Annotated in this window: 12 protein-coding genes, 1 pseudogene and 1 riboswitch; of the genes and pseudogenes, 5 read left to right on the forward strand and 8 right to left on the reverse strand. The window is 71.9% G+C overall.

What is annotated here, in order from left to right; translation table 11 throughout:
• Positions 1-6: 6 nt before the first annotated feature.
• Positions 7-1,320, reverse strand: a complete 1,314-nt coding sequence (locus tag RGE_RS22135) for a peptidylprolyl isomerase (RefSeq protein WP_014430714.1) — start codon at positions 1,318-1,320, stop codon at positions 7-9.
• Complete coding sequence (locus tag RGE_RS22140; protein WP_232504964.1) at positions 1,317-3,605, reverse strand: LPS-assembly protein LptD; 2,289 nt, start codon at positions 3,603-3,605, stop codon at positions 1,317-1,319. Before RGE_RS22140 ends, RGE_RS22135 begins: the two co-directional genes overlap by 4 nt.
• Positions 3,606-3,713: 108 nt before the next feature.
• Between RGE_RS22140 and RGE_RS22145 the strand changes: the two are divergent.
• Positions 3,714-4,779, forward strand: a pseudogene (locus RGE_RS22145) (aminoglycoside phosphotransferase family protein).
• 1 nt (position 4,780) lies between these two features.
• Here the strand turns inward: RGE_RS22145 and RGE_RS22150 are convergent.
• The gene (locus RGE_RS22150; protein ID WP_014430716.1) at positions 4,781-5,740 is read right to left on the reverse strand and encodes a LysR family transcriptional regulator; all 960 of its coding nucleotides are present in this window, start codon (positions 5,738-5,740) and stop codon (positions 4,781-4,783) included.
• Between the two features lie 19 nt (positions 5,741-5,759).
• Positions 5,760-7,208, reverse strand: a complete 1,449-nt coding sequence (locus RGE_RS22155; RefSeq protein WP_014430717.1) for a M20 family metallopeptidase — start codon at positions 7,206-7,208, stop codon at positions 5,760-5,762.
• Between the two features lie 109 nt (positions 7,209-7,317).
• Here RGE_RS22155 and RGE_RS22160 point away from each other — a divergent pair, with 109 nt between their 5' ends.
• On the forward strand, positions 7,318-8,151 hold the full coding sequence (locus RGE_RS22160) for an enoyl-CoA hydratase-related protein (RefSeq protein ID WP_014430718.1): 834 nt from the start codon (positions 7,318-7,320) through the stop codon (positions 8,149-8,151).
• Here RGE_RS22160 and RGE_RS22165 read toward each other — a convergent pair.
• The 4 genes from RGE_RS22165 to RGE_RS22180 form a co-directional block, all read right to left on the reverse strand.
• On the reverse strand, positions 8,148-9,332 hold the full coding sequence (locus tag RGE_RS22165; RefSeq protein ID WP_014430719.1) for a CaiB/BaiF CoA transferase family protein: 1,185 nt from the start codon (positions 9,330-9,332) through the stop codon (positions 8,148-8,150). The genes RGE_RS22160 and RGE_RS22165 overlap by 4 nt on opposite strands.
• 13 nt (positions 9,333-9,345) lie before the next feature.
• The gene (gene metW, locus RGE_RS22170) at positions 9,346-9,930 is read right to left on the reverse strand and encodes a methionine biosynthesis protein MetW (protein WP_014430720.1); all 585 of its coding nucleotides are present in this window, start codon (positions 9,928-9,930) and stop codon (positions 9,346-9,348) included.
• Positions 9,923-11,077 (reverse strand): homoserine O-succinyltransferase MetX, encoded by a 1,155-nt coding sequence (metX, locus tag RGE_RS22175; protein ID WP_014430721.1) that lies wholly within the window; start codon positions 11,075-11,077, stop codon positions 9,923-9,925. Before metX ends, metW begins: the two co-directional genes overlap by 8 nt.
• Before the next feature lie 31 nt (positions 11,078-11,108).
• Positions 11,109-11,186, reverse strand: a riboswitch (SAM riboswitch).
• A gap of 23 nt (positions 11,187-11,209) precedes the next feature.
• Positions 11,210-12,145: a helix-turn-helix domain-containing protein gene (locus tag RGE_RS22180; protein ID WP_014430722.1), complete on the reverse strand. Its 936-nt coding sequence runs from the start codon at positions 12,143-12,145 to the stop codon at positions 11,210-11,212.
• A gap of 85 nt (positions 12,146-12,230) precedes the next feature.
• On the opposite strand from RGE_RS22180, the gene eat reads away from it, so the two are divergent.
• From eat to eutC, 3 genes are read left to right on the forward strand one after another with little or no spacing between them, the layout of a single operon-like run.
• Positions 12,231-13,589, forward strand: a complete 1,359-nt coding sequence (eat, locus tag RGE_RS22185; protein ID WP_014430723.1) for an ethanolamine permease — start codon at positions 12,231-12,233, stop codon at positions 13,587-13,589.
• A 4-nt stretch (positions 13,590-13,593) separates the two neighbouring features.
• Positions 13,594-14,991: an ethanolamine ammonia-lyase subunit EutB gene (locus RGE_RS22190; RefSeq protein ID WP_014430724.1), complete on the forward strand. Its 1,398-nt coding sequence runs from the start codon at positions 13,594-13,596 to the stop codon at positions 14,989-14,991.
• The gene (gene eutC, locus RGE_RS22195; protein ID WP_014430725.1) at positions 14,988-15,779 is read left to right on the forward strand and encodes an ethanolamine ammonia-lyase subunit EutC; all 792 of its coding nucleotides are present in this window, start codon (positions 14,988-14,990) and stop codon (positions 15,777-15,779) included. The genes RGE_RS22190 and eutC overlap by 4 nt, the downstream gene beginning before the upstream one ends.

Here is a 15,779-nt window from a genome sequence, read left to right on the forward strand (position 1 = left end):
CGGGGCTCAGACCGGAGGCTCGCGGAACTCGATGTACGACCGATCGCGAAGGTCCTTGGCCCACTCGTTGTAGGCGTCGTCGAACTTGCGTTCGCGCAGCACGTTGCGCGCCTGTTCGCGCACCTGGCGCGCCTCGACCGGCACTTCGCGGCGCTCGACGACCTGGATCAGGTGCACGCCGAAGCGCGACTGCACCGGCTCGGAGACGCCGCCCACGGGCAGCTTGTTCATCGCGTCCTCGAACTCCGGCACCATCGTGCCGGGCGAGAACCAGCCGAGGTCGCCGCCCGACGGCGCCGAGCCGTCTTCCGAGTACTGGCGCGCGATGTCCTCGAAACGCCGCTGGCCGGCCGCGATCTGGCGGCGGAAGTCCGCCAGCCGACGCTCCGCGACCTCGGGCGAGACCTGGTCGGAAGTGCGCACGAGGATGTGGCGGGCATGGGTCTGCGTCACGCGCACCGCGGTCGTCTCCTTGCGTTCGACGACCTTCAGGACGTGGAACCCGGCGCCCGAGCGCACGAGTTCGGGCTTCACCTCGCCGGCCGGCACGTCGCGCACCGCCTCGACGAAGAGGTCCGGCAGGCGCGCCGAAGGCCGCAGCCCGATGACGCCGCCACGCTCCTTGTTGGAGTCTTCGGAGATCTCGCGTGCGACCGCCGTGAAGTCCTCGCCCTTGCGCACGCGCGCCAGCGCCTGCTCGGCGCGAGCCTTGCGCGCGGCGACCACGGATTCGTCGCCGCCTTCGGGCACGGTGACCAGGATCTGCGCGATGTTGAGCTCGACGTCGGCCTGGGTGGCGATGTTCTGCTGCGCCAGGTAGCGGTCGATCTCGCCGTCGGTGATGCGGATGCGCTGGTAGACCTCGCGCTCGCGCACCCGCTCGATCATGATCTGGTCGCGCAGGTTGGCGCGGAAACGCGCGTAGTCGATGCCTTCGGCGCGCAACCGGGCGCGCAGCTGCTCGGCGCTGATCTGGTTCTGCGCCGCCACGCTCTGCACCGCACGGTCGAGTTCGGGCTCCTCGACACGCATGCCGCTGTCGCGGGCATAGGTGACGACGGCACGTTCTTCGATCAGGTCGTCGAGCACGCGCTTGCGCACTTCCTCGACCGCGGGCTGCGGGCCGCCGGCACGCGCCGCCTCCTGGAGCACCCGCTGCACGCGAGTCTCCAGCTCGGCGGCGGTGACGGCCTCCTGGTTCACGATGGCGACGATGTAGTCGCCGTTGCGCTGGCGCTGCTGCGCCGGGGCCGTGACGGCCGCGGCAGCGAGCGCCAGCGCCAGCGCGGCGCGGCGCCAGGCGTTGAGGGATTCGGTCATTCGTCGGAGGAGATGGGGTCGCGGCGGTCTTCGCGCAGCAGGGTGTAGCCCGGGATATTGTCCTTCAAGACCCCGAGCGGGTTGGAGCCCAGGCGCGACAGCCCGACCAGCTCCAGCTGGAACATCAGCCGCGTCGTCGCTTCGCTGCGGCCGGTGGACAGGCGCTCGGCGACGAAGCGCCCGATCCAGCACCCGGCGTCGTACTCGACGCCGAGGATGGAGTCGGTGATGCGGCTGTCCTTGGTGCTGTAGTTGAAGCGGCCGACGCTGTACCAGGTGCCGCTGCAGGCCCCGCCGCCGCCGGCGGCCGCGCCGATCATCGAACGCGAACCGCGTTCGGCGGCGGTCGGCACGCGGCCGAAGAGCGGCCATTGCCAGCCGACCTCGACCTGCTCGCTCAGCCCGCGCGTGAAGCGGTAGGTGGCGCTGACGGTGCGGAACGGCCCGGGCGAATAACGCGCGCCGACCACCGAGCGCACGGTGCGCGAGATCTCGGGGCTGTACTGCACGGTGCCGTCCAGCGTCCAGCTCGGCACGAGCGAGGTCGAGCCGAGCAGCAGAAGGTCGGAGAAACGCTGGTCGAAAGGTTCGCCGTCGGGCGTGCCGTCGGCCTGGGGCGTGACACGCTGGTCCGAGAACAGGTAGCGCTGCACGACGCCGAGCCGGAACAGCTCCTTGCCGTTGACCGCGTCGACGACGCGCGAGGTCACGCCGGCCGTCAGCAGGTTCGAGTCGGAGACACGGTCGACGCCGGAGAAGGCGTTGGGCGTGTAGATCGACTGGAAGTTGAAGTCCTTGCCGAAGGAATCGAAGTTCGGCAGGTCGGACTGCTTCTCGTAGGGCGTGCGCACGTACAGCAGGCGCGGCTCCAGCGTCTGGCGCAGCGCGCGGCCGAAGCCCGAGGTCTCGCGTTCGAGCTCGACGCCGAAGTCCAGGCTGAAGGTCGGCACCGAACGCGAGGCGCTGCGTTCGCCGTTGGCCATGCGCTGGTCGGTGCGGTAGCTGGCGGCGTTGAACGCCAGCCGCGGCTCCAGCCACCAGCCCGGCTCGCCGAAGCGGTGCCCCACCGAGGCCAGCAGGTGCACGCGGTCGCCGGTGAGCCGGGTGCCGTCGTCTTCGCCGTCGGGCAGCGTGAAGCGGTTGAACTCGGTCTCGGCGCTGTAGCTCAGGCCCGCGACGCTGCCGCCCAGGCGCACGCCGGTCTGCGGGCTGCGCTGGTACGGCGAGATGACACGCTGGTCGCTGTCCTGCAGCACCTGCCAGCGCTGCATGCGCAGGTAGGCGACGCCCTCGGCCTCGCCCAGACGCAGCGGCTGCTCCACGTCGGCGTCCGAACTCAGCAGGCGCGGCGTCAGGCTGCGGCGCGAATCGGGGAAGTCCTTCCACCAGCCGTCGTCGGAGACGTGGCGCAGGTTGGCCGAGTAGAACGCCGAATCGCCGAAGCGGCCCTCGTGCTGCCACTGCCAGGCGCTGCGCGAGCGGCCGGCGACCTGGTCGTGCGGCAGCAGGTCCAGGTTCAGCGTGCCGCCCAGCGAGGGCTCGAGATAGCGGAACTCGGTCTGCAGGCCGGCGCCGCGGCGCGTGGACAGCCAGGGCGCGATCGTCGCGTCGCGGTTGGGCGCGATGTTCCAGTAATAGGGAACGGTCAGCTCGAAGCCGCTGCGGCTGTCCAGCCCGATCGACGGCGGCAGCCAGCCCGACTTGCGCTCGTCGGTCAGCGGGAAGCTGATCTCCGGGCCGCCGAGGATGGGCACGCCGAGGAAGCGCAGCACCGCGCCTTCGGCGACGCCTTCGTTGGCGTCGAAATCCATGCGCACCGCGCGCGCCTGCAGCACCCAGTCGGGCTCGGCGTCGCCGTCGCGCGGGCAGCTGGTGTACAGCGCGTTGCTGAGCCGGGCGCGCGAGTTGTCGAGGAAGTCGATGCGGTCGGCGCGGCCGCCGGAGCCGAGTTCCGGGAACGCGAACTCGGGCTCGAGGAAGAAACCTTCGAAGCGCTGCACACGCAGCTGCAGCTCGGGGCCCCAGTAGATCGCGCCCTGGCGTTCGATGCGCACGTGGCCACGCGCGATCGCCAGGTCCTCGGCCTGGTCGTAGCTCAGGCGGTCGGACTGGATCACCGTGCCGCCGCGGCGGAACTCGGCGTCGCCTTCGGCCACCGCGTCGAGGTTGGGGCGCGAACGCACTTCCTGCGCGCGCAGCACGATCGGCAGGCGGCGGCCGGCCTCGCCGCCGGGCGGGGCCGTGAGCTTGCGGTCGGGGATGAGCTGCGGGGGGGATGGCGGCACGCTTTCGGCCGGGGCATCCGGGGCTTGCGCCCGAACACCCGCGCCGACGAACGCCAATCCCGCCGCCAGCGCCAGCGGTGTCAGTCGCATTTGTAGAATCGATTATCCATGAGCGACAGCCTGCCCACCGCCGCCGTCGCGTGGCCCGACGAGGGCCGCCGACTCGCCTTCGAGCACTGGCTCGATTCCATCGCCGCACGCCACCAGATCGACCGCGCGACGCTCGCGCCGGCGTCGGCCGACGCGAGCTTCCGCCGCTACCTGCGTGTCGACGCCGGCCGCGGCAGCCTGATCGTGATGGACGCGCCGCCGCCGCAGGAGGACGTGCGCCCCTTCGTGCACGTCGCCGGCCTGATCGAAGCCGCCGGGCTGCACGCGCCCAAGGTGCTGGAGTGCGACGCCGAACAAGGTTTCGTGCTGCTCACCGACCTGGGCCGCAAGCTGTACCTGGACGCGCTGCGCGACACCGAAGGCCGCCACGCCGACGCGCTGATGCGCGACGCGCTGCGCGCGCTGGTGCAGTTCCAGGCCCATGTCGACGCCGCGACGCTGCCCGTGTACGACGAGGCGCTGCTGCGCCGCGAACTCTCGCTGTTCCCCGAGTGGTGCGTGCAGCGCGAGTTCGGCGTCACCTGGAGCGACAAGGAACACGCGGCCTGGAACCGCGTCTGCGACGCGCTCGTCGCCAGCGCGCTGGCGCAGCCGCAGGTCGCGGTGCACCGCGACTGGATGCCGCGCAACCTGATGGTGGCCGAGCCCAACCCCGGCATCCTCGACTTCCAGGACGCGGTGCGCGGCCCGATCACCTACGACCTGGCCTCGCTGCTGCGCGACGCCTTCCTGTCCTGGGACGAGGCGCAGGAAATCGACTGGGCCGTGCGCTGGTGGGAACAGGCGCGCCGCGCCGGGCTGCCGCTGGGCGACACCGATGGGCCACGACTTCGGCGAGTTCTGGCGCGCGCTCGAATGGATGGGGCTGCAGCGCCACCTGAAGGTGCTGGGCATCTTCTGCCGCCTGAAGCACCGCGACGGCAAGCCGCGCTACGCCGAGGACCTGCCGCGTTTCTTCGACTACGCGAGCAAGGTCGCGATGCGCTACGCACCGCTGAAGCCGCTGCTGCCGCTGCTGCAGCCGCTGTCGGGCCGGCGCGTCGAGACCGGCTTCACCTTCTAGTTCAGGCGACGAGCGCCAGCGGCCCGCCGCAGGCGGCCAGCCAGGGGTCGCGGTCGTCACCGCCGAAAGCCTGGATCAGGAACTCCAGCAGCGCGCGCGTTCGCGCCGGCACGTGCTTGCGGCTGGGCATCGCGGCCCAGATCGACAGCCCCGACAGCCGCCAGGCCGGCAGCACACGCTCCAGGCGGCCGTCGGCCAGCACCTCCTCGAGCACCAGCGTCGGCAGCGCGGCGACGCCGAGCCCGGCGACCGCTGCGGCGAGCTGGGTCTGCACGTCGTCGCAGCGCAGCACCGGCGCACGTTCGGGCATCACCGTCTCGGTGGCTTCGCTGGCACCGGCTTCGCCGCCCCGGAAGAAGACCAGCCCGCGCGGCTGCGCCGCCGGTTGGAACAGCAGCTCGTGGCGCGCCAGATCGCGCGGATGGCGCAGCCGGCCATGGCGCGACAGGTAGCCGGGGGCGGCGCAGAGCAGCACCTCGGAGCGCGCCAGCCGGCGCGCGACGAAGTCGCCGTCGATCGGGTCGCGCAGCGTCAGCAGCGTGACGTCGTAGTCCTCGTCGACGGTCTCGACGCGCCCCGGCGCCGTCAGCTCCAGCGCCAGCTTGGGGTGCTGGGCGGCGAAACGCGGCAGGTGGCGCACCAGCTGGTGCGCCGCCAGCGCCGACGGGCACAGCAGGCGCAGCGGCCCGCTCAGCTCGCGCGTCGCTTCGCCGGCCAGCGCGTCGGCCTCGTCGACCTCGGCCAGGATGCGCCGCGAACGTTCCAGGTAGCTCTCGCCGACCTCGGTCAGCGCGACACGGCGTGTCGTGCGGTTCAGCAGCCGCGCGCCCAGGTGGGCCTCGAGTTCGGCGACGACCCGCGTGACGACCGGCGGCGCCATGTCCAGCGCCCGTGCCGCACGCGCGAAGCCGCCTTCGTCGACGACGCGCACGAAGACCTTCATCGCGCGCAGCTGGTCCATCGTGGCCTCCGGCCCTGGCTCAGCGGAAGGCGGCGACCACCTGCGCCACCGCGGCCGTCAGGCGCTTGGCGTAGGGCACGTGCAGGAACTCGTTGGGCCCGTGGGCGTTGCTCTTGGGGCCCAGCACGCCGCAGACCATCATCTGCGCCTTCGGGAAACCGGCCTGCAGCATGCTCATCAGCGGGATCGTGCCGCCCTGGCCGATGTAGCCGACCGGGGCGCCGAAGTGCGTGTTCGACGCCGCGTTCAGCGCGTCTTCCAGCCAGACCGGCAGCTCGGGCGCGTTCCAGCCGCTGGCGCCCAGCGCGCCGGCGCGGCCGTCGGGCACGAAGCTCACGCGCGCGTTGTACGGCGCGTTGTCCTCGAGCAGCGCCTTCAGCCGGATGCTGGCCTCGTGGCCGTCGACCAGCGGCGGCAGGCGCAGGCTGAGCTTGAACGCGGTGTAGGGGCGCAGCACGTTGCCGGCGCTCTTCAGCTCGGGGAAGCCGTCGACGCCGGTGACGCTGAGCGTCGGCCGCCAGGTACGGTTGAGCAGGCCTTCGACCGGGTCGGTGGTCGTCGGCAGCGCCAGGTTGCCGTCGGCGCCGCAGACCCAGGGCATGCGCTTCCAGACGTCGTCGCCGAGGATGGCCGCGGTGGCCTGGGCCTGGGCGACGCGCGAGGCCGGCACCTCGCAGTGGAAGAACTCGGGCAGCAGCTGGCCGGTTCTGGCGTCCTCCAGCCGGTCGAGCACCTGGCGCAGGATTCGGAAGCTCGACGGCACCAGGCCGCTGGCGTCGCCGGAGTGGATGCCTTCGGTCAGGATCTCGACCTTCAGCACGCCGCTGACCATGCCGCGCAGGCTGGTCGTCAGCCACAGCTGGTCGTAGTTGCCGGCGCCGCTGTCCAGGCAGACGACGAGGCCGACCTCGCCGAGGCGGGGCTTCAAGGCGTCCAGATAGGCCGGCAGATCGTGCGAGCCGCTTTCCTCGCAGGTCTCGATGACGCCGACGCAGCGCGGGTGCGCCGTGCCCTGGGCCTTCAGCGCCTCGATCGCGGTGACCGCGGCGTAGATCGCGTAGCCGTCGTCGGCGCCGCCGCGGCCGTAGAGCAGGCCGTCGACGTACTTCGGCGTCCAGGGGCCCAGGTCGTTGCGCCAGCCGCTGAACTCGGGCTGCTTGTCCAGGTGGCCGTAGAACAGCACCGTGTCGGTCGCCGCGCCGGTGGCCGCGACCTCGAAGAAGATCACCGGCGTGCGCCCGGGGATGCGCACGATCTCGATCGCCAGGCCCGGCACGCGGCGCGATTCGACCCAGGCCACGGCGTCCTGCACGACGCGTTCGATGTGGCCGTGGGCCTGCCAGTCGGCGTCGAACATCGGGCTCTTGGCCGGCACGGCGATGTAGTCGGTGAGGGCGGGCACGATGCGCTCGTCCCAGGCGCGGTCGACGAAGTCGGCCAGCGGCAGGTGGCGGTCGGGTGCGTTCATGGGCGGCTCCTGCGTGAATCGGGCAATCCCGCCAGTGTAGGCCTGCGCCCCCGCGGGCCGAGGGGAAGCCGGGCTTCGCAGCGCCGGGGGCCGCCGCTATCCTGGGCCGATGACGACCGACTTCTTCCGCCTCGAGCTCGCCGACACCGGCGTCGCCCACCTGCAGCTCGCGCGCCCCGAGCGGCTGAACACGATGACGCCGGCCTTCTTCCCGGCGCTGCGCGAGGTCGTCGAGTCGCTCAACGCCGAGGGCCGCACGCGCGTGCTGGTGATCTCCTCGACCGGCAAGCACTTCAGCGCCGGCATGGCGCTGGACGTCTTCGCCAGCGACCTGTCGCTGCTGGACACCGGCAACGCGCGCCGGCGCCTGGCCTTCCAGGACTCGCTGCGCCAGCTGATGCGCTGTTTCGACGTGCTGGAATCGGCGCGTTTCCCGGTCATCGCCGCGGTTCAGGGCGGCTGCATCGGCGGCGCGCTCGACCTGGCGGCGGCCTGCGACCTGCGTGTCTGCTCTGCCGACGCCTTCTTCACCGTGCAGGAGATCCAGATCGGCATGGCCGCCGACCTGGGCGTGCTGCAGCGCCTGCCGAAGATCGTGCCGCCGGGCGTCGCCCGCCAGATGGCCTACACCGGCGAACGGCTGGGTGCCGAGCGCGCGCTGGCCATCGGCCTGGTCAACGCCGTGCTGCCCGACGCCGCGGCGACGCTGGACCACGCGCTGACGCTGGCCGCCGAGATCGCCACCAAGTCGCCGCTGGCCGTCGCCGGCAGCAAGCTGGCGCTGAACTACGCCATCGACCACCCGACGGCCGACGCGCTGGAGCAGATGGCGCTGCTGCAGAGCGCGATCTTCGACATCGGCGAGATGGCCAAGGCGATCCAGGCCTGGCAGACCAAGGCCGACGCCGGCTTCGACCCGCTGGCGCCCGTCCCGCGCGTCTAGCCTTCGATCTTGCGCTTCGCGCGCAGCGGCGCCAGCACCTCGTCGGTGTCCTGGCCCAGCGTCGGCGCGTTGCGGCGGTGGCCGCCCGGCGTGCGCGACAGCTTGGGCACGATGCCGGGCACCGTCAGCGTGCTGCCGTCGTCCAGCGTCACCGGCAGCAGCATCTCGCGCGCGGCGTAGTGCGGGTCGTGGGCGATGTCGGCGGCGGTGTAGATGCGCCCGCCGGGCACCGCGGCGGCGTCCAGCGCCGCCAGCACCTCGTCGACCGTGCGCGTGGCGGTCCAGGCGCCGATCGCGGCGTCGAGTTCGGCGACCCGCGCGACGCGGCCGGTGTTGTCGGCCAGTTCCGGGTCGGCGGCCAGGTCCTCGCGGCCGATGGTCTTCATCAGCCGGCGGAAGATGCTGTCGCCGTTGCCGGCCACCAGCACCTGGCCGTCGCGGCAGACGTAGGCGTTGGTCGGCGCGATGCCCGGCAAGGCGCTGCCGGCCGGGCCGCGCACGGCGCCGAAGGCGCTGTACTCGGGCAGCAGGCTTTCCATGCAGTTGAACACCGCCTCGTAGAGCGCGACGTCGATGATCTGGCCGCGGCCGCTCTTCTCGCGCTCGTGCAGCGCCATCAGCACGCCGATGACGCCGTGCAGCGCCGCCAGCGTGTCGCCGATCGACACGCCGACGCGCACCGGCACACGCCCGGGCTCGCCGCTCAGGTGGCGCAGGCCGCCCATCGCCTCGGCGACGACGCCGAAGCCGGGTTTGTCGCGATACGGCCCGGTCTGGCCGTAGCCGCTGACCCGCAGCACGATCAGCCGCGGGTTGGCCTCGGCCAGCGCCTCGGGCGCGAGGCCGAAGCCCTCCAGCGCGCCGGGGCGGAAGTTCTCGATCAGCACATCGGCTTCGAGCGCCAGCTCACGCACCAGCGCCTGGGCCTCGGGGTCCTTCAGGTCCAGCGCCACCGAACGTTTGTTGCGCGACTGCACCTGCCACCAGACCGAGGTGCCGTCCTTCAGCAGCCGCCAGCGACGCAGCGGGTCGCCGCCGTCGGGCGGCTCGATCTTGACGACCTCGGCGCCGAAGTCGGCCAGCGTCTTGGCGGCAAACGGCCCGGCGATCAGCTGGCCGAGTTCGAGCACCTTGAGCCCGGCGAGCGGGCCCGGCGACAGCGAGGCGTGGGGCGTCTGCATGCGCCCAGTCTAGTCAGCTGCGTTCGAACTTGAACACCGCCACGCTGGCCAGCAGGTTGGGCAGCGTGCGCACGACACGCCCGTCCTGCAGCCCGAAGGCGTCGCTGATCTGCAGCCCGTTCTTGCGCGCCAGCACCTCGAAGTCGGCGTAGGTGCCGACGCGGATGTTGGGCGTGTCGTACCACTCGTAGGGCAGGGCGCGCGTCACCGGCATGCGGCCGCCGACGACACGCACGCGGTTGGGCCAGTGGGCGAAGTTCGGGAAGCTGACGATGCCGATGCGGCCGACGCGCACCGTCTCGTGCAGCATGCGCTCGGCATTGCGCAGGTGCTGCAGGGTCTCGATCTGCAGCACGACGTCGAAGCTCTGGTCGTCGAACAGCGCCAGCCCTTCTTCCAGGTTGAGCTGCACGACGTTGACGCCGCGCTGCACGCAGGCGAGCACGTTGGCGTCATCGATTTCGATGCCGTAGCCGGTGCAGCCCTTGTGGCGCTGCAGCCAGGCGAGCAGCTCGCCGTTGCCGCAGCCCAGGTCGAGCACGCGGCTGCCGTGCGGCACGAGGTCGCCGATGATCTGCAGGTCGCGGCGTTCAGACATGGGCGGCCTCCGTCTTCACGGCGCCGACCCGCGCGGCGACGGTCTCGAAGTAGGCGCGCATCGCCTGGTGGTAGCGCGGGTCCTCCAGCAGGAAGGCGTCGTGGCCGTGCGGGGCGGCGATCTCGGCGTAGCTGACGGCTATGCGGTTGTCGACCAGCGCCTTGACGATCTCGCGCGAACGCGCCGGCGAGAAGCGCCAGTCGGTCGTGAAGCTGACGACGAGGAACCGTTTGTCGCGTGCCGGCGCGAAGGCCGCCGCGAGCTTGCCGCCGTGCTCGCGCGCCGGGTCGAAGTAGTCCAGCGCGCGCGTGATCAGCAGATAGGTGTTGGCGTCGAAGTAGGCGCTGAACTTGTCGCCCTGGTGGCGCAGGTAGCTCTCGATCTGGAACTCGATCTCCTGCGTGCTGTAGCCCAGCTCGGCGGCGCGCAGCTCGCGGCCGAACTTGGCCTCCATCGCGTCGTCGGACAGGTAGGTGATGTGGCCGATCATGCGCGCCACGCGCAGGCCGCGTTTGGGCACCACGCCGTGTTCGTAGAAGTGGCCGCCGTGGAAGTCGGGGTCGGTGACGATGGCGCGGCGCGCGACCTCGTTGAAGGCGATGTTCTGCGCCGACAGGTTGGGCGCGGTGGCCACCGCGATGCAGTGCTCCAGCCGCTCGGGGTGGCGCATCGCCCAGGACAGCGCCTGCATGCCGCCCAGGCTGCCACCCAGCACCGCGGCCAGCTTGGGGATGCCCAGGCGCTCGACCAGCCGCACCTGCGCGTCGACCCAGTCCTCGACGGTGACGACCGGGAAGTCGGCGCCCCAGGCCTTGCCGGTGGCCGGGTTCAGGTGCGTCGGCCCGGTCGAGCCGAAACACGAGCCCGGGTTGTTGACGCCGATGACGAAGAAGCGCTCGGTGTCCAGCGGCTTGCCGGGGCCGACCAGGTTGTCCCACCAGCCGGTGGCGCCGCGCTCGTCGACGCCGGCGACGTGGTGGCTGGCGTTGAGCGCATGGCACACCAGCACCGCGTTGCTGCGCTCGGCGTTAAGCCTGCCGTAGGTCTCGTAGACCAGCGAGTAGGAAGGAAGCGACGCCCCGCTGCGCAGCGGCAGCGGCTCGTCGAAGTGCATCGTCTGGGGAGTGACGCGTCCGACCGAAGCCATAAAACAAAAACCCGGCGCCGCCGTCAGCGGGCACCGGGTCTCGGTGTCCTCTTTAGCGGCATTTGTTAAAGCGCCCGCAATCAGGAAACAAATCGGCGCTGGAGCGGGCAGTATACGCCCCGCTCCGGGGCCTCAGCCGCTGCGCGCCAGCGTCTCGGACGGGCGTTCGCCGAACTGCCGGCGGTAGTCGGCGGCGAAGGCGCTGAGGTTCCAGAAGCCCCAGGCCTGGGCCGCGGCCTGCACCGTCTGTCCCGGGCGGCCGGCGCGCAGCAGGCGGCGCACGGCGTTCAGCCGCACGCTGCGCAGATAGGCCAGCGGCGTGACGCCGGCCTCTTCCTCGAAGGCGTACTGCAGCGTGCGCCGGCTGACGTGCAGCGCCGCGCAGAGTTCGGCGACGCCGGGCACCCGCTCGGGCGAGGCCGCCACCAGCGCATGCGCCTGGGCGACCAGATGGCGGCGCGACGCGGCGTTGCCACGCTCGCGCGGCACGGCGCGCGCGGCCAGCAGCCCGGCCACGGTGTCCAGCAGCGCCGACGGCGGCGGCGCCTGGCCGGCGGCGGCCAGCGCCAGGATCGCGCGCGCCAGCGCCAGCGCGTCGCGGCGCTGCGCCGGCTCCAGCGGCCACCAGGCGGCCTCGCGCGACTCGGGCTGGGGCAGCGCCGGCGCGTGCCGCGCCAGCAGCGCACGCGAGACGACGATGCCGACGATCGAATGCCCCGCCGGGCTGACGAGCTCGAAGCTGCCGTCGGTGCCGCTGGCCATCACCGCGCCGGCGCCGACCCGCCGGCCGTTCAGCCGCGAGCCGTCGTCGGCTTCGGTCAGCCCGCACCAGACGGCGTCGCGCCAGACCTCGCAGCGCTGGCGCAGGCGCTGGCTGGTGCGCTCGCGGAAGAGCTGCACGCCATCGGCCAGCGCCTCGTCGAGCCGGCCGTCGAAGCGGCCTTCGCCGAGCTGGTCGTACTCCTGGCGCCAGCCGCTCAGGTGCGCGGCGTGCTCGTCGACGTCGTGGGCGGCGCGGCTGGCGGCGCGCCATGGTGCGTTCTGCACACGGTTCGTGCTTTGCAACATTGCCGATTCCCGCTAACGCGCAGCCCGACCGCGCTTCTACGCTTGCCCTGGAGCAAGGGCCGCGCCCGGCCCGGAGGGATTTCAGATGTCGCAACCCGCACTGAACAAAACGCTGTCGACCTGGCAGCTCTGGGGCATCGCCGTCGGGCTGGTGATCTCCGGCGAGTATTTCGGCTGGAGCTACGGCTGGGCCAGCGCCGGCACGATCGGTTTTCTCGTCACCGCGGTGTTCATCGCGCTGATGTACACGACCTTCATCTTCAGCTTCACCGAGCTGACGACCTCGATCCCGCACGCCGGCGGCCCCTTCGAATACGGCCGCCGCGCCTTCGGCCCCACCGGCGGCTACCTCGCCGGCTACGCGACGCTGGTCGAGTTCGTCTTCGCGCCGCCGGCCATCGCGCTGGCGATCGGCTCCTACCTCGCGGTGCAGTTCCCGGGGCTGGACCCGAAGATCGCCGCGGTCGGCGCCTACGCGATCTTCACCGTCGTCAACATCCTCGGCGTGCAGATCGCCGCGACCTTCGAGCTCGTCGTCACCGTGGTCGCGATCTTCGAGCTGCTGGTCTTCATGGGCGTCGTCTCGCCGGGCTTCTCGCTCGCCAACTTCGCCAAGGGCGGCTGGGCCGGCAGCGACGGCTTCCACCTCGGCGCCATCGGCGGCATCTTCGCGGCGATCCCGTTCGCGATCTGGTTCTTCCTGGCGATCGAAGGCGTGGCGATGGCCGCCGAAGAGGCCAAGGATCCGAAACGTTCGATCCCGCGCGCCTACATCGGCGGCATCCTGACGCTGCTGGTGCTGGCCATCGGCGTCATGGTCTTCGCCGGCGGCGCCGGCGACTGGACCAAACTCTCCAACATCAACGACCCGCTGCCCCAGGCGATGAAGCTGATCGTCGGCGAATCCAGCGGCTGGCTGCACATGCTGGTGTGGCTGGGCCTGTTCGGGCTGGTGGCCTCGTTCCACGGCATCATGATCGGCTACTCGCGCCAGATCTACGCGCTGGCGCGCGCCGGCTTCCTGCCGGGCTCGCTGGGCGCGGTGCACCCGCGTTTCAAGACGCCGCACCGGGCCATCGTCGCCGGCAGCGTCGTCGGCCTGCTGGCCATCTTCAGCGACGAGTGGCTGCAGTTCGGCGGCCAGACGCTGACCGCCAACATCGTCACGATGAGCGTCTTCGGCGCGATCGTGATGTACATCGTCAGCATGGCCAGCCTGTTCAAGCTGCGCCGCAGCGAACCCGAGATGGCGCGCCCGTTCAGCGCGCCGCTGTTCCCGTGGTTCCCGGGTTTCGCGCTCGGCGCCGCCGTGCTCTGCCTGGCGACGATGAGCTACTACAACCCGCTGATCGCGGCGCTGTTCGGCGGCCTGGGCGCGGCCGGCTGGCTGTGGTTCAAGCTCGCCGGCAAGCTGAGCCCGGTGCTGCCGGCGACGGCCGCCTGAGACCATGGCCTACGCGCACGTCGTCGGCGGCTCGCGCCACGTCTTCGAGGACCTGCGCACCCTGATGGCGCGCGCGACGCCGGCGCGCTCGGGCGACGAGCTGGCCGGCGTCGCCGCCGCCAGCCGCGCCGAACGCGCCGCCGCCCAGCACGCGCTGGCCGAGCTGCCGCTGGCGACCTTTCTCGACGAAGCCGTCGTGCCCTACGAGGACGACGAGGTCACGCGGCTGATCGTCGACAGCCACGACGCCGCGGCCTTCGCGCCGGTGGCGCACCTGACGGTCGGCGGCTTTCGTGACTGGCTGCTGTCCGACGCCGCCACCGAACCGGTGCTCGCCGCGCTGGCGCCGGGGCTGACGCCCGAGATGGCGGCCGCGGTCAGCAAGATCATGCGCAACCAGGACCTGGTGCTGGTGGCGCGCAAGTGCCGCGTGCGCACGCGCTTTCGCGACACGATCGGCCTGCCCGGGCGCATCGCGACGCGGCTGCAGCCCAACCACCCGACCGACGACGCCGCCGGCATCGCCGCCAGCGTGCTCGACGGCCTGCTGCACGGCAGCGGCGACGCCGTCGTCGGCATCAACCCGGCCAGCGACAACGTCGCCCAGGTCACGCGGCTGGTGCAGATGCTCGACGCGGTGATCTCGCGCTGGCAGATCCCGACCCAGAGCTGCGTGCTGACGCACGTGACGAACACGCTGCGCTGCATCGAAGCCGGCGCGCCGGTGGACCTGGTGTTCCAGTCCATCGGCGGCACCGAGGCGACGAACCGCAGCTTCGGCATCGACCTCGCGCTGCTCGCCGAGGCCCGCGCCGCGGCGCTGTCGCTGCAGCGCGGTGCGCTGTTCGACGACGGCACCCGCGGCGAAAACGTCATGTACTTCGAGACCGGCCAGGGCAGCGCGCTGTCGGCCGGCGCGCACCACGGCTGCGACCAGCAGACGATCGAGGCGCGCGCCTACGCCGTCGCACGCCACTTCGGCCCGCTGCTCGTCAACAGCGTCGTCGGCTTCATCGGCCCGGAGTACCTCTACGACGGCAAGCAGATCCAGCGTGCCGGGCTCGAAGACCACTTCTGCGCCAAGCTGCTGGGCCTGCCGATGGGCTGCGACGTCTGCTACACCAACCACGCCGAAGCCGACCAGGACGACATGGACACGCTGCTGACGCTGCTCGGCGTCGCCGGCTGCAGCTTCGTGATGGGCGTGCCCGGTGCCGACGACGTGATGCTGAACTACCAGACGACATCGTTCCACGACGCGCTCTACCTGCGCCGTGTGCTGGGGCTCAGGCCCGCGCCCGAGTTCGAACGCTGGCTGGAGGCGATGCAGATCACCGAACCCGGCGCACCCGACCGATTGCTCGCCGGCCTGCCGCCGGCTTTCGCCCGGATCGCCGGATGAACGACGCCGTCACGCCCGAACCCTGGCAGGCCCTGCGCCGCCACACGCCGGCACGCATCGGCCTGGGCCGCGCCGGCGTCAGCCTGCCGACCGCCGCGCACCTGGACTTCCAGCGCGCCCACGCCGAAGCGCGCGACGCGGTGCACCGGCCGTTCAACGCCGACGCCGTCGAAGCCGGCATCACCGCGCTGGGCTTGCCGACGCTGCGCCTGCACAGCGCCGCGCCCGACCGCGCGAGCTACCTGAAGCGCCCCGACCTGGGCCGGCGCCTGGACGCGGCCTCGTGCAGCGTGCTGCGCGAGCTGCCGGCACCGGAGCAGCCGCCGGACCTGGCGCTGGTCGTCGCCGACGGGCTGTCGACGCTGGCCGCCGAACGCCATGCCGCGGCCCTGGTGGCCGCGCTGCGCGCCACGCTGCGCCGCGGCTGGCGTTTCGCGCCGGTGGCGGTGGTCGAGCAGGCGCGGGTGGCGATCGGCGACGAGATCGGCCACGCGCTGGGCGCACGCCTGGTCGTCGTCGCGATCGGCGAACGGCCCGGGCTCAGTTCACCCGACAGCCTGGGCCTGTACCTGACCTGGGCACCGCGCCCCGGGCGCACCGACGCCGAGCGCAACTGCATCTCCAACGTGCGCCCCGAAGGCCTGCCGGTCGAGGCCGCGGCGTCGCGCCTGGCCTGGCTGCTGGACGAAGCCCGCCGCCGCCGCCTGACCGGCGTCGAGCTGAAGGACGAAAGCGAACCGCCGGTGCCGCCGCTGGACCTGAGCGCCAGCTTCCTGCTCGGCGGCTGA

Origin of the sequence: Rubrivivax gelatinosus IL144, assembly GCF_000284255.1 — a bacterium.
Classification (GTDB): domain Bacteria; phylum Pseudomonadota; class Gammaproteobacteria; order Burkholderiales; family Burkholderiaceae_C; genus Rubrivivax; species Rubrivivax gelatinosus_A.